General features: G+C 47.7%; 25 protein-coding genes, 3 tRNA genes and 1 riboswitch. Of the genes, 11 read left to right on the forward strand and 17 right to left on the reverse strand.

The annotated features are described in order from the left end of the window. Positions 1–191: 191 nt before the first annotated feature. The 6 genes from PPA03S_RS24935 to PPA03S_RS24960 all read right to left on the reverse strand — a co-directional run bounded on the left by PPA03S_RS24935 (position 192) and on the right by PPA03S_RS24960 (position 3620). The gene (locus PPA03S_RS24935) at positions 192–575 is read right to left on the reverse strand and encodes a VOC family protein (RefSeq protein WP_062326937.1); all 384 of its coding nucleotides are present in this window, start codon (positions 573–575) and stop codon (positions 192–194) included. A gap of 258 nt (positions 576–833) precedes the next feature. Beyond that, a complete protein-coding gene (locus PPA03S_RS24940; RefSeq protein WP_062326939.1) occupies positions 834–1697 on the reverse strand; it encodes a DUF6612 family protein in 864 nt (287 codons plus the stop codon). Between the two features lie 100 nt (positions 1698–1797). Continuing rightward, entirely contained in the window at positions 1798–2220 is a 423-nt protein-coding gene (locus tag PPA03S_RS24945) for a thiol-disulfide oxidoreductase DCC family protein (protein WP_062326941.1), read from the reverse strand. 146 nt (positions 2221–2366) lie between these two features. Next, positions 2367–2645, reverse strand: coding sequence for a hypothetical protein (locus PPA03S_RS24950; RefSeq protein ID WP_062326943.1), 279 nt, complete (start codon positions 2643–2645; stop codon positions 2367–2369). Between the two features lie 104 nt (positions 2646–2749). Beyond that, on the reverse strand, positions 2750–2995 hold the full coding sequence (locus tag PPA03S_RS24955) for a zinc ribbon domain-containing protein (protein WP_024629326.1): 246 nt from the start codon (positions 2993–2995) through the stop codon (positions 2750–2752). 205 nt (positions 2996–3200) lie between these two features. Beyond that, on the reverse strand, positions 3201–3620 hold the full coding sequence (locus tag PPA03S_RS24960) for an organic hydroperoxide resistance protein (protein ID WP_062326945.1): 420 nt from the start codon (positions 3618–3620) through the stop codon (positions 3201–3203). Between the two features lie 446 nt (positions 3621–4066). Here PPA03S_RS24960 and PPA03S_RS24965 point away from each other — a divergent pair, with 446 nt between their 5' ends. Continuing rightward, complete coding sequence (locus tag PPA03S_RS24965) at positions 4067–5362, forward strand: Nramp family divalent metal transporter (RefSeq protein ID WP_062326996.1); 1296 nt, start codon at positions 4067–4069, stop codon at positions 5360–5362. A 152-nt stretch (positions 5363–5514) separates the two neighbouring features. On the opposite strand, the gene PPA03S_RS24970 is transcribed toward PPA03S_RS24965, so the two are convergent. Together PPA03S_RS24970 and PPA03S_RS24975 are read right to left on the reverse strand one after the other, a co-directional pair. Beyond that, complete coding sequence (locus PPA03S_RS24970; protein ID WP_062326948.1) at positions 5515–6204, reverse strand: HAD family hydrolase; 690 nt, start codon at positions 6202–6204, stop codon at positions 5515–5517. Between the two features lie 172 nt (positions 6205–6376). After that, positions 6377–6775, reverse strand: coding sequence for an HAD family hydrolase (locus PPA03S_RS24975; RefSeq protein ID WP_228469185.1), 399 nt, complete (start codon positions 6773–6775; stop codon positions 6377–6379). Positions 6776–6892: 117 nt separating this feature from the next. After that, a riboswitch (cyclic di-AMP (ydaO/yuaA leader) is annotated at positions 6893–7068 on the reverse strand. 366 nt (positions 7069–7434) lie between these two features. On the opposite strand from PPA03S_RS24975, the gene PPA03S_RS24980 reads away from it, so the two are divergent. Next, on the forward strand, positions 7435–7911 hold the full coding sequence (locus tag PPA03S_RS24980) for a glutathione peroxidase (protein ID WP_062326950.1): 477 nt from the start codon (positions 7435–7437) through the stop codon (positions 7909–7911). Positions 7912–8054: 143 nt separating this feature from the next. Here the strand turns inward: PPA03S_RS24980 and PPA03S_RS24985 are convergent. Then, positions 8055–8137: transfer RNA gene (locus tag PPA03S_RS24985), tRNA-Leu, on the reverse strand. A 372-nt stretch (positions 8138–8509) separates the two neighbouring features. Here PPA03S_RS24985 and PPA03S_RS24990 point away from each other — a divergent pair. From PPA03S_RS24990 to PPA03S_RS33580, 3 genes are all read left to right on the forward strand, one after another. Next, a complete protein-coding gene (locus PPA03S_RS24990; RefSeq protein ID WP_062326952.1) occupies positions 8510–9211 on the forward strand; it encodes an urease accessory protein UreF in 702 nt (233 codons plus the stop codon). Between the two features lie 278 nt (positions 9212–9489). After that, a complete protein-coding gene (locus tag PPA03S_RS24995; protein WP_062326954.1) occupies positions 9490–9693 on the forward strand; it encodes a hypothetical protein in 204 nt (67 codons plus the stop codon). A gap of 27 nt (positions 9694–9720) precedes the next feature. Then, positions 9721–10371 (forward strand): nitrogen regulation protein NR(II), encoded by a 651-nt coding sequence (locus PPA03S_RS33580; protein WP_062326956.1) that lies wholly within the window; start codon positions 9721–9723, stop codon positions 10369–10371. A gap of 21 nt (positions 10372–10392) precedes the next feature. On the opposite strand, the gene urtE is transcribed toward PPA03S_RS33580, so the two are convergent. The 5 genes from urtE to urtA all read right to left on the reverse strand — a co-directional run bounded on the left by urtE (position 10393) and on the right by urtA (position 15255). Beyond that, on the reverse strand, positions 10393–11088 hold the full coding sequence (gene urtE, locus PPA03S_RS25005; protein ID WP_062326958.1) for an urea ABC transporter ATP-binding subunit UrtE: 696 nt from the start codon (positions 11086–11088) through the stop codon (positions 10393–10395). Then, positions 11066–11875, reverse strand: a complete 810-nt coding sequence (gene urtD / locus PPA03S_RS25010; RefSeq protein ID WP_062326961.1) for an urea ABC transporter ATP-binding protein UrtD — start codon at positions 11873–11875, stop codon at positions 11066–11068. The genes urtE and urtD overlap by 23 nt, the downstream gene beginning before the upstream one ends. After that, positions 11838–12932: an urea ABC transporter permease subunit UrtC gene (gene urtC, locus PPA03S_RS25015; protein ID WP_062326963.1), complete on the reverse strand. Its 1095-nt coding sequence runs from the start codon at positions 12930–12932 to the stop codon at positions 11838–11840. Before urtC ends, urtD begins: the two co-directional genes overlap by 38 nt. An 18-nt stretch (positions 12933–12950) precedes the next feature. After that, a complete protein-coding gene (gene urtB / locus PPA03S_RS25020; protein ID WP_062326965.1) occupies positions 12951–13856 on the reverse strand; it encodes an urea ABC transporter permease subunit UrtB in 906 nt (301 codons plus the stop codon). Between the two features lie 148 nt (positions 13857–14004). After that, entirely contained in the window at positions 14005–15255 is a 1251-nt protein-coding gene (gene urtA, locus PPA03S_RS25025; protein WP_062326967.1) for an urea ABC transporter substrate-binding protein, read from the reverse strand. Positions 15256–15515: 260 nt separating this feature from the next. Between urtA and PPA03S_RS25030 the strand changes: the two genes are divergently transcribed. The 6 genes from PPA03S_RS25030 to PPA03S_RS25055 are packed head-to-tail and all read left to right on the forward strand — an operon-like array spanning position 15516 to position 20288. Beyond that, positions 15516–15818, forward strand: a complete 303-nt coding sequence (locus PPA03S_RS25030; protein WP_024629311.1) for an urease subunit gamma — start codon at positions 15516–15518, stop codon at positions 15816–15818. An 18-nt stretch (positions 15819–15836) separates the two neighbouring features. After that, a complete protein-coding gene (locus PPA03S_RS25035; protein ID WP_062326968.1) occupies positions 15837–16226 on the forward strand; it encodes an urease subunit beta in 390 nt (129 codons plus the stop codon). Next, positions 16223–17941, forward strand: coding sequence for an urease subunit alpha (ureC, locus tag PPA03S_RS25040; RefSeq protein WP_062326971.1), 1719 nt, complete (start codon positions 16223–16225; stop codon positions 17939–17941). Before PPA03S_RS25035 ends, ureC begins: the two co-directional genes overlap by 4 nt. Before the next feature lie 15 nt (positions 17942–17956). Then, a complete protein-coding gene (locus PPA03S_RS25045; RefSeq protein ID WP_068964222.1) occupies positions 17957–18655 on the forward strand; it encodes an urease accessory protein UreF in 699 nt (232 codons plus the stop codon). Positions 18656–18688: 33 nt separating this feature from the next. After that, a complete protein-coding gene (ureG, locus tag PPA03S_RS25050; protein ID WP_062326974.1) occupies positions 18689–19411 on the forward strand; it encodes an urease accessory protein UreG in 723 nt (240 codons plus the stop codon). Next, positions 19383–20288 carry an urease accessory protein UreD gene (locus PPA03S_RS25055; protein WP_167666096.1) on the forward strand — a complete coding sequence of 302 codons (906 nt, stop codon included), beginning with the start codon at positions 19383–19385 and terminating at the stop codon, positions 20286–20288. Before ureG ends, PPA03S_RS25055 begins: the two co-directional genes overlap by 29 nt. Positions 20289–20445: 157 nt before the next feature. Here the strand turns inward: PPA03S_RS25055 and PPA03S_RS25060 are convergent, their stop codons facing one another. The 3 genes from PPA03S_RS25060 to PPA03S_RS25070 all read right to left on the reverse strand — a co-directional run bounded on the left by PPA03S_RS25060 (position 20446) and on the right by PPA03S_RS25070 (position 21212). Next, on the reverse strand, positions 20446–20862 hold the full coding sequence (locus PPA03S_RS25060; RefSeq protein ID WP_062326978.1) for a helix-turn-helix domain-containing protein: 417 nt from the start codon (positions 20860–20862) through the stop codon (positions 20446–20448). A gap of 174 nt (positions 20863–21036) precedes the next feature. Next, a tRNA-Leu gene (locus PPA03S_RS25065) sits at positions 21037–21119 on the reverse strand. A gap of 17 nt (positions 21120–21136) precedes the next feature. Next, positions 21137–21212: transfer RNA gene (locus PPA03S_RS25070), tRNA-Lys, on the reverse strand. Between the last annotated feature and the right edge of the window lie 103 nt (positions 21213–21315).

The raw sequence follows: 21315 nt of genomic DNA on the forward strand, positions 1-21315 counted from the left end.
TGATATTTTTATGTAAAATATATCTTCTTGGGAGTTTCCAAAATGATTTATTTGCTTCTCTATCCCCCTTCGGTTCCTCAAAAAAAACACCATCCGGTATCCACATGAACATGCAGAAATATGGAAGGCGCTTTTCTCGAGTTCAAATTTTAATTAGATAGTGAATTGGGTCTAGTCCCCTATTTCGCCTTTCAAGAATGATAAGGCGCATCAAATTCTATAATGTTACGATCCGGATCAAGCACAAAAATCTGTGCAAACCCCGCAACACTATCCGGTCTTGCCTCATATTCGATCCCCTGTTGTTCCAGCCAGGCCAAAGTCTCCTTGTAACTCTTCACCCAAATCGCAAAATGTCCATCCGTTGTATCGATGCCAGCCTCACGAAGCGTATGTCCCTGCGGGTGCTGCAACAGATGAAGCTGCTGACTTCCAATCGAATACCATGTGCCTGTAGAATTAAAAGGCGGACGTTCAATCTCCTGCATGCGTAGTAACCCGGAATAGAACTTCTTCGCAACTTCCAGATCACGTACAGCCAGACTCACATGGTGTATGTGTACATATTCAATCATTTCTTCAACCTCCACCTCAAATAGATTCCCTTCAACTTCCCATCAACGCTAAATTCAATCGCTTACATGACTATACTATAACATCTTAAATACTGACCAGAATGAAAGCAAAAAAAGAAAGCACCCCCGATTCATTCGCAGAACCACCCGGTTCACACAAATGATCAAAGGTGCCTTTCAAACGATATATCATCACATCACTGGTCAGGAATACACTTTCATCAGAGAATATAAATCCGCTTCACAGCTGATGGATTCTTATTTGGCACTATCCAATGCTTCTTGTGGGATCTTGATCTCTTTCACGCCGTTATGGTTGGAGAACGTGCTGGTCATTTTCATGTCCATCGAAATTTTCTGTCCTTCCTGCTCCATCTCCATGACCATGTTGACATCTGTACTTGCAGGTAGGTAAGTTTCTTTGTTAATCATATATTTCATTTTCATGCTGGTAATATTCATTTGATCAAGCATCGCTTGAGTTTGAGCATCCGATCCATTTTGCTCCATGACTGCTTTGGCCAGTTCCTTTACGTTATCACCGGATACGTCAGCGTTAATGACGTAGTTGTCGCCTTCTTCCGTAATTTTGGTGTCTTCGGCAATCTTTTTGAATTGCTCCAGTTCACCTTCCGGATTCATGCTTGCCTGCATCTGCTCAATCAGTGGTTTTGTTTGTTCGTCGGGAATTTTGACCCATTGGCCCCCCACCTGGGAATAGATGTTATCCGAAGTGATGTACTGCTTCACGTTCTGCGCTTCCTGTCCGGACATTTCCATTTTCATCTCCTGATAGATCATCATTGGATCTTTGATGATATCCATCTTCAGCGATGTTTTCACCTGCTGATCCTGGGACTGTTCCCCAGCTGCCAGTTTCATATTTTGATCAATATTGGCTTCCGTAGTGAAGCTTTTCATGTCTTTGGTCGCAGTATTCGTTTTCTCAATCAACTCGTCCAATGTAGGGATCTTTGTCTCCTGCTCCGCAGTTTTATTGCCCTCGTTGGACGTTTCGTTGCCAGCTGGCGGTGTTGCTGTACTGTTATCCGCATCGCTACCACAAGCTGTCATGCTTACCGCTAATAATGCCCCAATAAATAATGTAGTCCACTTCTTCAAATGATTTGCCTCCCAGTATAAAGTTTATCCGTAGTCATTACCCAATAATTTCCGTTATCAATCAATAACTAATGATACAATATGTCTCATGTAAGCTTTTTCAAAGAAATCGATCCTTTATTTCAGGCGTAGGCAGCATGCACGCTTCATCTTTACCAAACCAGCGATATCGGTTACGAGCTACCATGTTATATATGGCGTTCCGAATAAACTTCGGTACAATAATTAACCCGTACAATAGAGGATAAGGGAATTTTAGCCCTTTCGCCAGCCGCAGCGCTGCGGTTGAACGTGTATAATATTTTCCGTCCTCAATAAGTACAAACGTATCCATGCTGTCTGTGGACAGATTGCCTTTCTCCAGCAGCGCTTTCGCTACATCCGATTGGAGTGATGCAAAATGATATTTCCCCTCAGGGTCACGCTTGATAATCCATTTGGTTAATCCTTGGCAGAAATGACAGACTCCGTCGACAAGCACAATCGGGTGTCCCTGTTGCTGATCCGTTTGATTTGATGTCATAGTCATGACCTCCTCATTATTGTGCTATTAGAGTAACTTACCCGTTTTGGGACATTCCTGACGTTTATTTTACATTTTATTTCTTTTTAACCGAAAATAGAAAAAGAGCGCAGGCTCTACGCCCACGCTCGTATCTGTCTTGGCAATTACTCAGCAATTGCCTTTTCCATCCATTGGTCGTCAATCATTTGTTGATGCAGATCGGCCGAATATTGTTCCATGCATTTGCAAATGAAATCTTTGCGGCATACTGGACAAGGCGTTTTCTGCAGACGGCTGATCGCAGTCATTTTCCAATCCGGAGATTTGGAGTAGAATACACGGCACTGTGTGCCATCTACCAATTTCATGGTAAATTCATACAATCCGTCTTTTTCGTTTTTGCTGGCTACTTGCAATTTCGCAATACTTGGTCTATAAGACATGGATATCACCTGTTAATTCAAATTTGGTTCATGCAATGACACTGACACTTCTCAGTACTAAGTCATATTAAAGAAATTTTAGTTCGATGTCAACTCACGCACCTTTATCCACCAAACAGAATATCAAGAATGGTACCCACCTGCCCCTGTTTTTTGCCCTTTAGCACATCTGGATCGAACACTTCAACATACCCACAGGAAGAACAAGCGACAAAGAGATAATGATTATGCTGAATATCAAACATCTTGCTGAGACCTGCCCCTGACATGGATACTTCCTTAATGTTACAATCCGTCCCCCTGCATTTTGTACATACAAATCGCCGCTCAATCATCTCTTCAATACTCATTGTCCTTCCCCCTTATTCGAATGTATGACATCAAGCAAGAGTAGATTATGTAAAATAGTACGCTGTTCAACAGGCAATCTCCTGCATCAAAACTGTATTTTAAAATACAAAACCCTGCCGTAAACCAGCAGGGTCTTGTACTTGAACATCAGGTATCCAAGGATACTCTGCTCTATATGTTCCCTGATATCCTTCGAATCAGGGCTTAAACTACATTAAGTACCACGTCAATATTACCGCGTGTTGCTTTGGAGTAAGGACAGAAATCATGGGCCTTGCGCGCCAGATCCTCGGCTTGACTGTGATCCACGCCAGGCATGCTTACGTCCAGACGTACCGACAGTTGGAAGCCGTCATCCGCAGGGTCTTTGCCGATAGATACGTTACTTGTAACGACTACATTCTCCAGCTTCACACCTGCTTTACGAGCAACATTGGCTAGAGCACTTTCATAACATGCGCCATATCCAGCAGCGAAGAGCTGCTCAGGGTTAGTCCCTTCACCACCGGAACCACCCAGCTCTTTAGGCATTTTCAGATCATGCTTGAGCACACCATCCGAAGAAGCCACCGAACCTGTACGTCCACCTTGAACTGTCGCTGTTGCTGTATATAAAGCTTCCATTAAGAATCTCTCCTTCACCTTCAATTTTTTTACTGCCTACTATTCCATTTAAACCTCTGGCTTATTTTGAAACGTTTTTGAATCCTTATTCAGCTTTTACATCTTTATCATTTTCATGCATTCTCGATACCATAGGTAATTTATCCAAGCTTGGGTAATATACTAAGGCACTATTCACTCCTTACCAAATCTTGTCCCCATACACAAAAGTTGCACTAGACAAAAATATTTGAAGGAGTACAATGTATGTATCGACATAAACGTTTGGACATATCGAAAGACGTTTAATTACGTTTTTGATTTTAGAATCCATCTTCCAAATTTAATCAAAGGAATGACACCGTTCCTCTTTCATATAGAATATCAATACTTCAAAGTCGGGTGATTATATTATGAGTAAAAAAAATCCGTTCAACACTCCTTCAAATGAGCCATTGGCTGCAGGTATGGCCCCTTCTCTCGGGGAAGCCCATAGCTCCATGAAGGTTCCTCAGAATGTCGCATGGTGGAAAAAGTTTCTTGCTTTTGTTGGCCCAGGGTATCTGGTTGCCGTAGGTTATATGGACCCCGGAAACTGGGCAACAGATATTGCAGGTGGTTCACAGTTTGGGTATACCCTATTGTCGGTTATATTGATCTCAAACCTGATGGCAGTTGTGCTGCAGTCACTTGCCGGCAAACTCGGAATCGTTACGGGCAGAGATCTGGCTCAAGCCTGTCGTGAACGGTTCAGTATGCCTGTCGTCATGATGTTATGGATTTTGTGCGAGCTTGCGATTGCAGCCACCGATCTTGCCGAGGTCATTGGTTCGGCCATCGCGCTCAAGCTGCTCTTTAACATTCCCATGTTATATGGCGTCATTATTACCGCCGTCGATGTACTGGTCATTCTTTTGCTGCAAAATAAAGGCTTCCGCGCATTGGAATCCCTCGTCATTGTGCTAATGGCTACCATCGCGCTCTGCTTCGGTATTGACCTGTTTCTCGCTAAACCGGATATGGGCGGCGTCATGCATGGTTTTGTACCCAGTGCCGAGATTTTGCAAAATCCAGCCATGCTTTATATCGCTATCGGAATTATCGGTGCAACGGTCATGCCCCATAATCTGTATCTGCATTCATCCATCGTGCAGACCCGTCAGATTGAACAGACACCACAGGGGAAAAAAGAAGCGATCCGTTATTCCACCATGGATTCAACTATCGCTTTAACGCTGGCCCTGTTCATCAATGCAGCCATCCTGATTGTATCCGCTGCGGTGTTCCATAGTGCAGGCATGACCCAGGTTGCGGAAATTACAGACGCTTACCATCTGTTGACACCTCTGCTGGGTACCACCATTGCAAGCATCCTGTTCGGTGTAGCCCTGCTGGCTTCAGGTCAGAACTCAACGCTCACCGGTACACTGTCTGGACAGATTGTAATGGAAGGATTCCTGAACATTCGTATCCCGGCTTGGCTTCGTCGTCTGGTGACACGTCTAATCGCCATCATCCCGGCTGTCATCGTGACGGCCATTGCCGGGGAGCATGGAACAGAGGAGCTGCTCATTCTGAGTCAGGTTATACTGTCGCTGCAGCTGCCCTTTGCCGTCATCCCGCTGGTAATGTTTACGAGTGACAAAAAAAGCATGGGGGCATTTGCCAATAAGTTGTGGCTCAAAATCATCTCCTGGATCATTGCCGGAGTGATCGTTGTCCTGAATGTATATCTGATCATCCAGACCATTCTGTTGTTCTAGGCACGCGGCAGCTTGCAATATGTTTCATAACTCAAAAAGGCTGATCGTCTCAAGTCATATCTCTCTTGAGTCGATCAGCCTTTGGTATGGTGTTGGAGCAGCTTGATCCTAATGCATAACCATATCGATTAGATCTCATATAACGCTATAATTTAATTGTCTGATGATTGAGTTATCAACAACGGAAGAAGTTCATCCAGTGATTCAATAGTCCAGTCAGGCCCCTCCGCATCTGGAAGCTCCGGTTGAAACCTGCCATAACCCTGTAAAATTCGGATCGTATGCATGCCCAGCTTCTTGGCCGGAATAATATCATTATCCATCCGATCTCCAATCATAACTGCCTCTTCGGGTTTACAACCTGCCTGTTTCAGCGCCACAGCATACAATTCAGGGTCAGGCTTGGACACCCCTTCTTCAGCCGAACAGGCCAGCACATCCACATACCTGCGCAAACCGTAGCTATCCAGCCGATTCTCCGTTCCCGGGCTTTGATTGGCAATAATGCCAATCTTATAATGTTGCGACAACGTCTGGAGAACAGAGCTGGCTGACGCGAAGGGGCGCTCAAGCTCTTTGCGGAACTTCAGCTTCTCCTGTATCTGTTTGCGGTGCTCCTCATCGCTAATCAGGGTTCGAATCGCCAATTTCATAGGCCACTGCTCGTAATTTCGGTAAGAGGCGGCAAATATATCTCGCACCGTCTGCATCTCCACCTGATAACCAAGCGCACCAGCCTCACGAACGAACTGACCAATAATATCATCCACCGGCTCCCATTCGTCCACGAGCGTATCGCCTACATCAAAGAACAACCATTGTATCCCACGTACTTCCGGCACACCCATTCCTCCTCGTTAGCCACAGGAAATTCTTATCCCCATTCCCCAAACCATAAAAAAGAAGACCCACCATCATGCATGAGTCTCCTCAAGATTCCGTTTATTTATGATTTCAATTATAACAGGCAGCTGACACCGGATCAATCACAGGTATGGAACTAACAACTAAACACTATCCATTAAGCAGGAATCCCACTTCCCCATTTAAAGAGTACACAATCCGGTCAGCTCCCATTCCCCGATAGATCCCTTTGGGATGACTCTGCTCTGTAATGACACAGAGGGACTTGGATGTCCATGAGCGGCAGATTTGCAAATATCGACAGGTCAGGTTTAGGCTATTTTCAAAAATAAAAACATTACCGACACTGCCTTGCGGCAAAAACCATTTCTGAGCTGCAGCTGTGTTCATGCGAATGACATGCTCCACACCGATTCTCCGGAGCCTGCGCTCTTCCCCTGCACTGTTGGTCAGAACGGCAAACGGCATTTTTTTGTACATCAGCAATTTGATAAATTTACGTCCTGCTTCATTTGGAGCAGTCACTAAGATCATCTCTTTATCCATCATTCGTTCCTCCCTTGGCGTGAAAAGACAACAAAAAAGAAGCGTGGGGGACCAAGGCCTCCCGAACGCTTCTTCAATAATCCACAGCAAAAAGACACTATGAACCAGCGTACGGCTTGTTGCCTCTCCCTTTAACGCTTACGAGGTTAGCTGACGGATTCGGACGCGAGAGTCGCCCTATTTCCGGCTGTCACCGGAAAATTCACCCCATGGATGCCTACTGTCCTGGACAGTTCATCCTGTTGGTTCCCCCGTTTCCCACCCATGAATGAATGGAAACTCAGCGATTAAAACATCGTTCCATTGTGATCATTAATCAGAGCGATATTATCGTTTGTTTCGTTTTTCATGTAAATTTATTTTAAATTGGAATTACGATATGAATCATACACCCGTGCCATATTGGTGTAAAGTCTGCGCAGATCACCGAATCGACGGATTTTTGCCATTTCCCATCAATAATAGCGCTTACAACACATCCATTCTCTACCCATCTCATCAAAGCTCTCTAATTCTCTGTTTAGCGAAAATTAGGTATTAAATCAGTCACAGATCATACACGACAGGTTCAAATTGAGTTAAAAAAGCAATATTAATTTTGCAATATTTAATTGCAATCAATATAATAGAAGAAAGAAGAATATGAAATGGAGGCGATTTTCATGTCAGTCTACGACTACAAAGTAAACACCCTTCGCGGCCAGGAAGTTGAAATGTCCAACTATCGTGACAAAGTACTGCTTATTGTGAATACAGCAAGTCAATGCGGCCTTACACCCCAATTTAAAGGGCTGCAAGAACTTCAGGACAAATTCAAAGACTCCCCATTTGAAGTGCTCGGATTTCCAAGCAACCAGTTTGCACAGGAAAAAGGGTCCTCCGATGATATTGCCGAGTTCTGCCAGATGAACTATGGTGTCAGCTTCCCGATGTTTGAGAAAATCGACGTGAACGGTTCAAGCGCTCATCCTCTATTCCAGCACCTTACCAAAGAAGCACCGGGCGTACTCGGCTCAAAAGCCATCAAATGGAACTTCACCAAGTTCCTTGTGGATCAGAACGGACGTGTTCTGAAACGGTATGCCCCCAAAACAACACCGGATAAAATTGAAGCAGATATCAGAGAATTACTTAAATAAAAAATAGCCGTCATCCGCATCCAGCAGACAGAGCAAAACTTCAACTGGGTAAGCGGGTGATTTTTTTCTTTGTCCAATTACGATAGAAAAACAAAAAAAAGAAGCTTCCCATACGGAAAGCTTCTTCTTAATCGTCCTTATGATGCGGTCGAGAGGACTCGAACCTCCACGGGCATACGCCCACTACCCCCTCAAGATAGCGTGTCTGCCATTCCACCACGACCGCATGTCGTAAATAATCGGCAACAGAATTGATTATACCCGGTCCCGATTTAAAAGTAAAGTATTTTTTAACAACTCATTTCAACTTCACTTTTTCTCCCATAAATCGTATGATCTCGTCATTTTATCCCATGAACTGCATATCATTAAATTGGTCTCATTTTAAATGAATCACCAAAAAAACTCACTAAACAAGTTAAGTAATATAACATAATTTTATTTATTATCTTTAATTATCTAGAAACTATTGACAAAAAGCGGATATTTGTGTGAATATATATATCATATAATTCGGAATTTCACACATAAAGCTATAAAAAAAGGATTAAAAATGTTATTTTATATAACATAAAACGAACGTAGGAGGCGAAAGACAGTGAACCGTGGGAATAAGCTGCTCGATTATGTCAAACTGCTTGATTCCTCTATCCAAGTCGGAGGCTTCACCCATTCCTTTGGCATGGATATCCATATTGCCGAAGGCACCATTCGTAATGCGGAAGATTTGGAATCGTTCATGCGTTGTCAGTTACACCCCAGTATCGTTCGTCTTGAAGGCATAGCGATCAGAGGCATATACACAGCCGCAGATCACAATGACACATGGCGCACTGCCCTCATCGACAAACTCGTTCATGTGCAGCGCACCCCCGCCAGCCTAAGGGAGCAAGCCTCCACCATGGGCAAACGCTTGATCAAGCTGGCCCGCGCACTCCACCCCTGGATTGATTTTAGCCAGCTTGAACAAACCCTGGCTAAGTATGAATCCGTCGGTTGCCTCCCCACCGTTCACGCCTGGATTAACCACCACCTCGAAATCCCTGTCGAGGAGGCGGTCCTTGGTTATCTGCATTCAGCCATGAGTGCCTGCATAACCGAAGCCTCCAAAGTCATCCCCCTCCAACCCGATACAACCCAGGACCTGTTGGTTCGCCTGGCCGCAGACCTGGAGCATGAATGGCATACCGTCAGCGCCTCCGCGACGGACGGATTGGCACAGCCAACCTCAATGTCCATGAAAACGTTGTTCCCCAGCTTCCACATGCTTGGAGCCGGACTTCATGCTTATAGAGCCTGATTTCCTTCCCACTCCCCTCAAACACCGCCTTTCTACTACAGTAAGACGCAAAAAAAACACGCCGCAACCTCCTTGCTGGCGTGCTTTTTTATGTGGTCTACCCTGCCTATTTAACGTATTTACGCCATTTTACACATTAAAATACACTTATTTCCGTCTTTTTTAATTGTTAGATGACGCAAATGCGTATATAATAAATTATACAGCTCGCATATCCATATATTTTACATCAAGAATGACCGGCTGAATACTACATTCTAACTGAGGGGTGAACCCTTTTGAACAAAAAGAAACCTGTTACTCCGTTCGGTTGGGCGATCAAACGACGGCTAACCGAACTCCAGGTCGATCAGAAGACATTTTGCGAACAGCACGGCATTCCACCATACCGTCTCTCCAATCTCATTCATGGCACACGCAAAGCAACCCGGTTCAGGAACCAGGTCGCAGACATTTTGGAAATTCCTGATGATTTAAGATAAGATTTCTGCCAAGGAGGACCTCATTTCATGAGATATTTAATATCCGATCTGGAGAGATTATCGTTCCAGTCCATGCATCACCAGCTTATCATCGTTGACCACAACTGGATCATCCGAAGCTGCAATACCGCTTGGCAGCAGGGGCTCGGACAGCCGCATCCCAAGCCGGACATATCAGGTACCTCCAGAACATCCGAAGCATCCCATTACCTTCAGCTCATGGAGTCGTGGACATCACGCGAGGAGAAAGCAAAGAATGCGAAGATTGTTCAAGAGTTGAAAAATATCACCATACCCTTTAACGACTGTTGTACATATGAGATTCCCATTCAAACGATCCACAGGGAGCAGCGCTGGTTCCGTCTGGAGCTCACCCCGTTAAGGCAGGCCGATCCAACGCTGCTGTCTGATCTCGCCCTAATCGCTCACACCGATGTCACCGAACAGAAACACACAGAACAGCAACTGAAGAAAGCCCTGTCCGAAGTTCGTACATTACGCGGGCTGCTCCCCATCTGCGCTGTCTGCAAACAGATCAAGGATGAACAGGATGCCTGGAACTCTGTCGAGAGTTATCTGGAGAAGCACACCCATGCCGAATTCACCCACGATATCTGCCCGGATTGCATCCGGCGTCTATATCCCAAGTACTCCAATATTCTGGACAAGCGCTCCTGAACTCAATTTCGTACAACCCGTCTACACAGACAGATGATGTTCAAACTGCGACATATCCAGTTCTTGAGGCATGCCTTGCAGAGCAATTGCACCTTTGTCCATCACATAAATATAATCTGCAGCGCCGCGAACAAAATCAATACTCTGCTCCACCAGTAAAATGGAGATCTCTCCCTTGGCCTTAATTTGCAAAATGACCTGCCGGATATCCTCCACGATGGAAGGCTGAATGCCTTCTGTCGGCTCATCCAGAAGCAACAATCCGGGCCGGGATGCCAACGCGCGGGCGAATGCCAGCTGCTGCTGCTGCCCCCCACTCAGATCTCCCCCCTGCCGTCCATACATTGTGGCAAGGACCGGAAACATTGCCAGTACATCCTCCGGGAACGTCTTCACACCCGGAGCACTTGTCTCCAGTCCCAACAACAGATTCTCTTTAACCGTAAGCTGGGGGAAAATTTCCCGCCCTTGCGGTACATATCCAATTCCTGCCCTGGCCCGTCTGGCCGGATCATGGGAGGATAAGTCCTGACCTTTCCACAGGATACTGCCCTTGCGCGTTTTAAGCAGTCCCATCAGCGTTTTCATCAGGGTGGTTTTCCCCACGCCATTGCGCCCCATCAGGCACACCACCTGACCTGGCTCAACATCCAGATTCACACCTCGCAGTACATTGCTTTCTCCATAACCGGATTCAATTCGTTTCAGCGACAGCATGGTCATCTCTCCTTTTGCCCAGGTACACTTCAGCCACCCTCGGATCTTCCTGCACTTCCGCCATCGTCCCCTCCTTCAAGAGCTTGCCTTCATGCATTACCGTCACTTTGGCCGCATACTCGCGAACAAATTCCATATCATGCTCTACCACTACAACAGACCGTTCACGTGCAATTTCCTGTAATAATCGGCCCGTCTTATGTGTTTCCTCATCCGTCATGCCTGCCGCCGGTTCATCCAGCAGTAATACACGCGGTTCTTGCAGCAGCAGCATGCCAATCTCAAGCCATTGCTTCTCCCCATGCGATAGCGCCCCTGCACGGGTGTGCACACGGTCCTGCAGACCAATCTGGCGCGTAATCCGCTCCATTGCTGAACTTATTTTCCCATAACGTTGAATACCCAGAGCTTGCAAGGGAGAACGACGAGTCTCCGCAGCCAGCGTCAGGTTCTCCTGCACGGTCAGCCCCCCAAAGATCGAAGGAGCCTGGAATTTGCGCCCTACCCCTTTCCGTACAATCTGATGCTCCTTCAGACGAGTCAGTTCCGTACCATCAGCCAGCTTCACCGCACCGGACACAGGCTTGGTCTTGCCGCAAATGACATCCAGCATCGTGGTTTTTCCTGCCCCATTGGGGCCGATCAGAAAATGCAGATCATGCTCATACAGCTTCAGATTCATGCCTTTGACCGCAACAAAGCCTCCAAACGCTACCGTGATTCCTTCAGCGGTCAGGACCACCGGGACCTCAGTAGACTTCGGGTTTTTCCGAACTGACTGGAACATGCACAACCTCTCCTCTCCGCTTCAGCAAACGAATTACATAACGGTACACACCAACAAGCCCATTTGGCATGAACAAAACCACCGTTACAAAGAGTCCTCCGATTACAAATAACCAGCCTTCCGGATAAGCCTCACTGATGCCGGTTTTGGCTGCATTCAGCACCACAGCTCCGATCACCGCACCAATCAGGGTTCCACGACCACCCAACGCAACCCATAACACCATTTCAATGGAAGGCACAATCCCCATCATCGAAGGCGAAATGATCCCTACCTGGAGCACAAATAACATACCAGCGATTCCCGCAAGCGCCCCGGAAAGGGCAAAAGCCAGTGTTTTGAACCCGGCCGGATCATATCCAAGAAAGCGAACCCGATTCTCCCCGTCGCGCGCAGCTTCAAGCACCTGACCGAACCTGCTGTTCACAACCCGTCGACAGAGCAGATAGGCGAGCACCAGAACAACAAGCGTTATATAGTAGAGAGCAATCGTTGTGCCTGCCGAATGAAGTGTAAATCCAAAGATGGCGTTATATCCTGTAATGCCATTGGTCCCCCCTGTCCACTCCTGTTTGCCAACAAACAACGTTACGGTAATGAGTACAAGCGCTTGCGTCAGGATCGTAAAATAAACGCCGGTAATCCGGTTACGGAACGTGAACCAGCCCAGGGCAAAGGCTAGCAATGCCGGAAGAGCAATGCCCAGGAATAGTGCCACCGGGAACGATCTGAACGGTTCCCAGAACCACGGCAGACCACTAAGACCACTCCATCCCATAAAGTCAGGAAGCGTCACTCCACTGGCCTGCAGCTTCAGATACATCGCCATGGCGTAACCGCCCAGGCCGAAGAACACACCATGCCCCAGACTTAGCACACCTCCATACCCCCAGATCAGATCCAGACCGATGGCCAGAATGGCCAGAGCCAAGAATTTCGCCAACAGACTAAGACGGAATTCCGTGGAGATAAGCGGAGCAAGACACATCATAATCAGGACAACCGCCCAGATGATCTTCATTTTCAGACTACCCGTCTTGAGAAGTGCAGACATCATATAACCCCCTTCTTCGCATTAATCCAGACTCCGGGTCCGCATGGCAACAAGTCCGCGCGGCTTCCACTGCAGAAAGGCCACGATACAGACAAATACCAGCACCTTGCCGATAGAGGCGGAAGTGTATGTTTCGAATAACGTATTGAACATGCCGATTCCGAGCGCACCGCACACGGTTCCCACCAGTTTTCCGACACCACCCAGCACAACCACCATGAACGCATCCACGATATAATACGTCCCCAGTGAAGGACCAATCGGGCCAATGAGGGTCAATGCACATCCGGCGATTCCCGCAATCCCCGAACCAATCGCAAAGGTCATGCCATCCACTCGTCTGGTGGAAATCCCGAGACAGCCCGCCATGCTTCGATTCTGCATCACAGCCCTCATTCGTCTACCGGAGGAAGTCCGATAGATGTACAAATACATGCACAGTAACACAACTGCAACCAGCGCGATAATGAAAAGACGTTTATACGGAAATACAATGCCATCCGCAATGGTTAGACCTCCATTAAGCCAAGTTGGACTGGACACCCCCACATTCGGCGCCCCAAATATGGTTCGGGCCAGTTGCTGCAGCATCATACCCACGCCCCACGTAGCGAGCAAACTGTCGAGCGGCCTTCCATACAGATGCCTGATCAGCACCACTTCCAGCAGCCAGCCTATAAGGGCTGCCACACCAAAGGCGATTGGCAGAGCCACAATAAAATAAACATCGAACCATGCTGGCGGAGCATAAGAAATGAACAGGTTCTGCGTCACGTATGTGGCATAGGCACCAATCATGATCAATTCCCCATGAGCCATGTTAATGACATTCATCAGACCAAATGTAACCGCGAGCCCCAATGCAATCAGCAGCAGGATTGAACTGATGCTTAACCCATTGAACATTTGCAGGACAAACATATCCATCGCCTTTCCCCTCCTTATGCTAAACATCTGACATTTCACACAAGATAACATTCGTATTTCACATCAACGCTTTACCGTAATGTTGTAAGAGGGTGTGTTGTTTCACCCTCCCTCTGTTATTCAGAAGTTTTGACGTGAACCGCCTGCACTATTTGTTACTGAGGGAAGCTCCCCAATCATAGGTTTTCAGATACGGATCAGGCTTCACTGGTGCACCGGAGTTCCACAATTCCTTAAACTGTCCATCTTCTTGCACTTCGCCAATCCGCACCGTTTTGTAGATATGCTGGTTCTCCCCGTCCACTGTCACTTTTCCTTCCGGCGCATTAAATTCCAGACCTTTGGCAGCCTCTTTCACCTTTTCCACATCGGTTGACCCGGCCTTTTCTACGGCCGCTTTCCACAGATAGACTGCCACATATCCCGCTTCAATCGGATCAGCCGTCACCCGGTCAGCGCCGTATTTTTCTTTATACTTTTCAACAAATGTTTTATTCTCAGGTGTATCTGTCGTCTGATAATAGTTCCACGAAGCGAGATGCCCCTTCAGCACATCCGCACCAATTCCCCGAATTTCTTCCTCCGCCACGCTCACCGACAGAGTTGTCAACTGATCCGAAGAGATCCCGGCATCCTTCAATTGCTTGAAAAAGGCGACATTACTATCTCCGTTCAGCGTGTTATATACAATATCCGGCTTGGCAGCCTTGATTTTGCTGATGATTGTGCTGTAATCCGTATGCCCCAGCGGTGTATATTCCTCCCCCACCACTTCGCCTCCCTCAGCTGCGAGCTGAGCTTTGATGACCTGATTGGCTGTTTTTGGGAACACATAATCCGAACCAAGCAGATAAAACTTCTTGCCTCTGTTCTCCAGCAACCAGGTCACGGATGGAACAATCTGCTGATTCGTTGTGGCTCCTGTATAAAAAATGTTAGGCGAGGATTCCAATCCTTCATATTGCACCGGGTAAAACAACAGACCTTTGTTCTGTTCAAATACCGGAAGCATGGCCTTTCGACTTGCAGAGGTCCACCCTCCGAATACGGCAGCTACCTTATCCTGTTGAAGCAGTTTCCCCGCTTTCTCCGCAAACGTTGGCCAATCAGAAGCACCATCTTCAACCACAGGCTCGATCTGTTTACCCAAAACTCCACCTGCTGCATTGATCTCTTCAATGGCAAGCATCTCCGCATCCTTAACGGACACTTCACTGATCGCCATCGTTCCACTTAGGGAGTGAAGAATACCTACTTTAATCGTGTCTCCGGGTGAAGCAGACTCACCTGTCTCAACGGAACCCGATGCCTTAGGCGGCGTGCCACCTTCCACACATCCTGTCAATGCAATGACCGCACCGAGCAAAATACCCCATAACTTGACCGACCTCTTCTTCAATAGCTTACACTCCCTTTTTTTAGTCTATTGACGAACATTAAGGTTATATATCACCGGAATGTTCGTTGATCCAAATTATGGAGGGTCACACTCACCATGTCAATAATGCTTACACAATTTTATTTCATGCATACTTGTTTCATGCATACTCCTAATATGATTGGAACCATATTGACAAAGGGCCCACCCTGTGTGAGTATATTTAACATACAACATTATCCATAAAGATAGAGATTACCTAAGGGAAAGGTCGGATTGCCTTGCACTGGACTGAACAGGAAAAAGAAAAACTCCTGATTACTGTCGCTGCTAATCTTGCTCGCGAACGCAGAGGACGCGGCCTGAAGCTGAATGTTCCCGAAGCCATCGCATTGCTAACCTCCGAACTCATGGAACGCGCACGCGATGGCATGAGTGTTGCAGAATTAATGAGATACGGCGGCACGATCCTGACACGCGAAGACTGTATGGACGGTGTACCAGACATGATCCCTGAGGTACAGGTGGAAGCCACTTTTCCCGACGGAACAAAACTGGTCACTGTACATGAACCTATACGCTGAGAAAGGCAGGAGAACTCCATGATCCCTGGTGAATATCGTTTGAAACAGGATGATGAGATCATCTGTCATCCCGATCGTCCAATCATACGACTGATCGTACTGAACCGCGGCGACCGTCCCGTACAGGTCGGTTCTCACGTTCACTTCTATGAAGTCAATGCCGCGCTGGACTTCGATCGCCCTTCCGCTTTTGGGCACCGCCTGCATATTCCGGCAGGTACGGCTGTCCGTTTTGAACCAGGCGAAGAAAAACCGGTTGAACTCACTACATTTGGCGGTAAACGTCAGATTTATGGATTTAACGGATTAACCGAAGGATCAGCGGATCAGCCACCTGATCCACAGAAACTGGAAACATTCCTGAAGGCATTTGCGCCTCCGGTGCAGGATGGAGAGGACTCTTTATGAAACGAATGAGCCGCGAACAATACGCATCCATGTTTGGCCCCACAACCGGGGATGCCGTCAGGCTTGCAGATACGGAATTATGGGCAGAGATTGAACATGATTATGCAGTCTATGGGGATGAAAGCAAATTCGGTGGCGGCAAGGTTATTCGTGACGGGATGGGCCAGTCCACATCCGCTCTGCGCAGTGAGGGTACACCCGATACAGTCATCACCAACGCCATCATTATTGATCATTGGGGGATTGTAAAAGCGGACATCGGCATTCGAGATGGCCTCATCTGCGCAATCGGCAAATCAGGGAACCCGGATACGATGGACGGAGTCGATCCTGCGCTGGTTATTGGCGCTTCGACCGAAATTATTGCCGGGGAAGGCATGATTGTAACCGCAGGAGGCATCGATACCCATATTCATTTTATCTGTCCGCAACAGATTCAAACGGCATTATCTTCGGGAGTAACGACCATGATCGGTGGGGGTACTGGACCTGCAACAGGTACTAAAGCTACCACTTGCACACCCGGAGCCTGGCACATCCACCGTATGTTGGAGTCCGCAGAGGCATTTCCCATGAATATCGGTTATCTGGGTAAAGGCAACAGTTCAAGTACCGCACCATTAATTGAACAGATTGAAGCCGGTGTCATTGGACTGAAGCTGCATGAAGATTGGGGTACGACGCCCAGCGCCATCGATGCATGCCTCACTGCAGCCGGAGAACATGATGTTCAAGTAGCCATTCATACCGATACACTGAACGAGACCGGTTTTCTGGAGAATACACTGGCTGCCATTAATGGGCGCACCATTCATACCTATCATACGGAAGGTGCTGGCGGCGGACATGCGCCGGATATTATCCGCGCTGCCGGAGAGTCTTACGTCATCCCCTCCTCAACCAATCCAACACGTCCTTACACACGCAATACGGTAGAAGAACATCTTGATATGCTAATGGTTTGTCACCACCTGGACCCATCCATTCCTGAAGACGTCGCCTTTGCCGATTCGCGGATTCGTCCGGAAACGATCGCGGCAGAAGACATTTTGCATGATCTTGGCGTATTCAGCATCATCAGTTCCGATTCGCAGGCAATGGGACGAGTGGGCGAGGTCATTATTCGCACCTGGCAAACCGCTGACAAAATGAAAAAACAGCGCGGGAAACTGGAAATGACCAACAGCTCTCCATCCGATAACGATCGGATCAAGAGGTATGTCGCCAAGTATACAATCAATCCGGCGATCGCTCACGGAATCGGCCATCTTGTCGGTTCTGTGGAGGTCGGCAAATTGGCTGATCTGATTATTTGGAACCCGGCCTATTTTGGGGTAAAACCCGAGATGGTCATCAAGGGCGGCATGATTGCCTTTGCCCAGATGGGAGATCCCAACGCATCAATTCCCACGCCGCAGCCCGTTTTCGGGAGACCGATGTTTGGCGCATACGGCGGCGCAATCGCCAAAGGCTCCATCACCTTTGTCTCCCAAGCCGCAGCGGATGCAGGGATCAAAGAGACGCTTGGCTTGAACAAGCGTGTAGAACCCGTCAAAGGCTGCCGCTCCGTGAGTAAAAAAGACATGATTCATAATGACGTAACTCCCGTCATTGAAGTTGATCCTGAAACCTATGAGGTACGGGCTGATGGAGAACTTCTCACCTGCGAGCCCGCAGATGAGCTGCCAATGGCACAACGCTATTTCATGTTTTGACAAAGGGAGGAACACATGATGATGCACAGCGGCACGAAATTACTCCGTTATGTTCAACTGCTGGATTCAGCCTTACCCATCGGCGGGTTCTCCCACTCGTTCGGTCTCGAGGCATACACCCATGATGGCACGATAAGGACCACCGCCCAGCTTGAACAATTCATTCGCAGCCAGCTTCATTCCAGCCTCGTGCGACTCGATGGGCTTGCCATCAAAGGCGTCTATCAGGCTATGGATCAACAGGATGCAGCCCTTCTCGCCCTTTATGACAAACGTGTACACGCCCAGCGGACCCCCAGGGAACTGAGGGAAAGCGGACACAAGATGGGGAAGCGATTACTCAAGCTCGCAAGATCACTTTATCCGTGGATGGACTTTTCTCTAATTGATGAAGCTGTACAGGAACACGGTGCCTTTTGCGGCATTACAACTATTCACGGCTACATCAATTATCAGCTGGAAATCGGACTGGACGAAGCCGTCACCGGACATCTATACACCTCTGTTAACGCTTATGTAAATAGCGCACTGCGTCTTCTGGCTATCGGGCAAACTGAGGCACAGATGCTGATCCAGAAACTTTTGAATGATATTGATTCTGAATGGTCTCAAATCCGGGATGACGACCCGGAAGATATGCACAGCTTCGGTATTGCCCAGGAAATCTATGCTATGCGGCACGAGAGCCTGCCAGCCCGTCTGTTCATGTCCTAACGACATTAATTGAAAACTAAGGAGGAATTTGTTATGTGTGGAGGAGCTAATCATACGCATCATGCAGAATGGGAACGCAAGGTATTTGATCGGAGTCGCCCGATGCGAATCGGAATCGGTGGGCCGGTAGGTTCAGGAAAAACAGCCCTGGTGGAGAAGCTGTCCAAGGCACTCCGTACACGCTACAGCCTGGCCGTTATTACCAATGATATTTACACGAAGGAAGATGCCGAAATCTTGCTGCGTCAGAACGCCCTTGCACCGGAACGTATTATCGGTGTTGAGACAGGCGGATGCCCGCATACCGCCATCCGAGAGGATGCTTCCATGAATTTCGAAGCTGTTGATGAGTTGATTGAACGCTTCCCGGATCTGCAACTGATCTTTATCGAAAGCGGCGGCGACAACCTTTCTGCTGCATTCAGCCCGGAACTGGCGGACGTATTTATTTACATTATCGATGTGGCTCAAGGTGAAAAACTGCCTCGCAAAGGTGGTCCGGGTATTACACGTTCAGACCTGCTCCTGATTAACAAGACTGACCTCGCTCCTTATGTTGGTGCAAGTCTGGAAGTCATGAAGAATGATACCGAGCGGGTACGTGAAGGACGGCCTTATGTAATGTCGAACTTGATGAGCGGTGAAGGGGTATCCGAGATTGTGCATTGGCTTGAACATCAATATATGGATGACGATGCTTCCGCTGCGCATCTGCATACGCACACCCATGAACACGGCACAACCCACAGCCATTAATTCATCTTCACCTTTACATGGAGTTGAACTTGGACTGAACCGCAGTGCTGGAGAGGCCGTGATACGCCGCAGCGAGCTCAGGGCCACATTTGCCCTCCAAGGCGGGCGCACTGTCATGACAGATCGTTATTACAGTGCCCCTCTCCGGTTCAGTCGATCCTTTCGACCTCCGGGTGGCGGAGATGAATTATGTGTATACACTTCAGACGTTTCTCCAGGCGTGCTGAACGGTGACCATTATCGATCCGATTGGCAATTGGGCCAGAACACCCACCTCATGCTAAGCAGCACATCAGCGACGAGGCTTCACCCCACCCCCTCTGCTCCGTCGTCTGTGAATCATCATTTCCAGCTGGAGCAAGGAGCGGTGCTGGAGTATTTCCCTGAATGTGTCATTCCATTCAAAGGCAGTTCTTCCTCTCTAACCACAACCTTCGAGCTGGGAGAACAAGCCGTACTTGCGTATGCCGATATCTGGTCCGCTGGACGAATTCATCGGGGTGAAGCCTTTCAGTTCAAGCGCTATCGAAGTCTAACAGAAATCTGGCAAGGAAAGCAGCTGGCAGTATGGGACCGCTTCGGACTTAAGCCAGAATGCGACGACCCCAAACCATCCGCAGCGTTGATGGGCTATACTCATACTGCTGCTTTGTGGATGATCGCCCCTGGATTAGGCGCAGCACAATTGGAATCTGTACAATCCACTCTGCCACCAGATGGCCGCATGCTTGCCGGAGCCAGTGTACTCGCCACAGGCGGGATTGGTGTTCGTTTGCTTGGAATGGCAGCCTGGGAACTTCAGGAACAATGCCTTCGGATCTGGAACTCCCTTCGCCCCACCCTTTTGGACAAACCAAGCCTCACATTCCGCAAGTGAAAGCTATACGTATATCGGATTAACTTCGGAATTGCATATTGCAGCGAGTTCAAAAGACAAAAACCTCTGAACAACTTCCGACGGGTTTCGGATTTGTTCAGAGGTTTTTTATACATCCAGAGGGTCCAGCCAAGATGCAGTCTTCACTATCTTTGCACTACAACGTCTCGTCACCTTTGGGCTTATCTTCTCCCCTGTAACGAAAGTCGCCAGAATCTTTGCTTTCCTTGGATTTGCGATAACGGGTAAATTCAATATATTCACTGATAAAAGACTGTTCCACAGTCGATAATTCGCTTTCTTGGCAATTCAATTGCCGTAAAACGTCAAAAAAATAATCCTCCCGTTTTTCCCGCACCATCGCCTCCTTGGATGGACGCCCAATCATGAGCCAATCGAGGCTCACATCAAAAAACGAAGCAATCTCAATTAGTTTATTCGTACTCGGAATAGATTTACCGCGTTTCCAGTCACCCAGATTGCCTGTGCTGATCTTCAGCTGTTGGCAGAAAGCCTTCTTGGTCATTCCTCGTTCGGCAATCAGGTGTTCAATTCGCTCATAGATCGACTGCATACAGAACCGCCTTCCAACCGTAATAATCATTGCATGTACCTAAATTATACCACAACCTCCCTGAATCCTCAGCCTTTTAATCCCAGAAATACGTTTCCGGTAATTTCGCATAACACAAAGATAGACTCCCATGCATAACCATGGAAGTCTATCTCATAATGTTTGTTGCTCTGATGCGGTCGAGAGGACTCGAACCTCCACGGGTATACACCCACTACCCCCTCAAGATAGCGTGTCTGCCATTCCACCACGACCGCATATTCAATTGTAAAAATGGTGAGCCATGAAGGGCTCGAACCTTCGACACCCTGATTAAAAGTCAGGTGCTCTACCAACTGAGCTAATGGCTCTTGCTGTAACTTCACCGGATGTGCCATGCGTAACTCTTTTGTTTAGGAGCTATGACTTTTTGAGGATTCCTCATTAGGATTATGCATCCCTGAGGTGGTGAAG

Source organism: Paenibacillus pabuli NBRC 13638, from assembly GCF_001514495.1.
Classification (GTDB): domain Bacteria; phylum Bacillota; class Bacilli; order Paenibacillales; family Paenibacillaceae; genus Paenibacillus; species Paenibacillus pabuli.

Bases quoted from the DNA above. Each gene is read 5' to 3' on its own strand.
- PPA03S_RS24935 (WP_062326937.1), bottom strand. From the start codon at position 575: ATGATTGAATATGTACACATACACCATGTGAGTCTGGCTGTACGTGAT.
- PPA03S_RS24945 (WP_062326941.1), bottom strand. From the start codon at position 2,220: ATGACATCAAATCAAACGGATCAGCAACAGGGACACCCGATTGTGCTT.
- PPA03S_RS24950 (WP_062326943.1), bottom strand. From the start codon at position 2,645: ATGTCTTATAGACCAAGTATTGCGAAATTGCAAGTAGCCAGCAAAAAC.
- PPA03S_RS24955 (WP_024629326.1), bottom strand. From the start codon at position 2,995: ATGAGTATTGAAGAGATGATTGAGCGGCGATTTGTATGTACAAAATGC.
- PPA03S_RS24960 (WP_062326945.1), bottom strand. From the start codon at position 3,620: ATGGAAGCTTTATATACAGCAACAGCGACAGTTCAAGGTGGACGTACA.
- PPA03S_RS24965 (WP_062326996.1), top strand. From the start codon at position 4,067: ATGGCCCCTTCTCTCGGGGAAGCCCATAGCTCCATGAAGGTTCCTCAG.
- PPA03S_RS24975 (WP_228469185.1), bottom strand. From the start codon at position 6,775: ATGATGGATAAAGAGATGATCTTAGTGACTGCTCCAAATGAAGCAGGA.
- PPA03S_RS24980 (WP_062326950.1), top strand. From the start codon at position 7,435: ATGTCAGTCTACGACTACAAAGTAAACACCCTTCGCGGCCAGGAAGTT.
- PPA03S_RS33580 (WP_062326956.1), top strand. From the start codon at position 9,721: ATGAGATATTTAATATCCGATCTGGAGAGATTATCGTTCCAGTCCATG.
- urtE (WP_062326958.1), bottom strand. From the start codon at position 11,088: ATGCTGTCGCTGAAACGAATTGAATCCGGTTATGGAGAAAGCAATGTA.
- urtD (WP_062326961.1), bottom strand. From the start codon at position 11,875: ATGTTCCAGTCAGTTCGGAAAAACCCGAAGTCTACTGAGGTCCCGGTG.
- urtC (WP_062326963.1), bottom strand. From the start codon at position 12,932: ATGATGTCTGCACTTCTCAAGACGGGTAGTCTGAAAATGAAGATCATC.
- urtB (WP_062326965.1), bottom strand. From the start codon at position 13,856: ATGGATATGTTTGTCCTGCAAATGTTCAATGGGTTAAGCATCAGTTCA.
- PPA03S_RS25035 (WP_062326968.1), top strand. From the start codon at position 15,837: ATGATCCCTGGTGAATATCGTTTGAAACAGGATGATGAGATCATCTGT.
- ureC (WP_062326971.1), top strand. From the start codon at position 16,223: ATGAAACGAATGAGCCGCGAACAATACGCATCCATGTTTGGCCCCACA.
- PPA03S_RS25045 (WP_068964222.1), top strand. From the start codon at position 17,957: ATGATGATGCACAGCGGCACGAAATTACTCCGTTATGTTCAACTGCTG.
- ureG (WP_062326974.1), top strand. From the start codon at position 18,689: ATGTGTGGAGGAGCTAATCATACGCATCATGCAGAATGGGAACGCAAG.
- PPA03S_RS25055 (WP_167666096.1), top strand. From the start codon at position 19,383: ATGAACACGGCACAACCCACAGCCATTAATTCATCTTCACCTTTACAT.
- PPA03S_RS25060 (WP_062326978.1), bottom strand. From the start codon at position 20,862: ATGCAGTCGATCTATGAGCGAATTGAACACCTGATTGCCGAACGAGGA.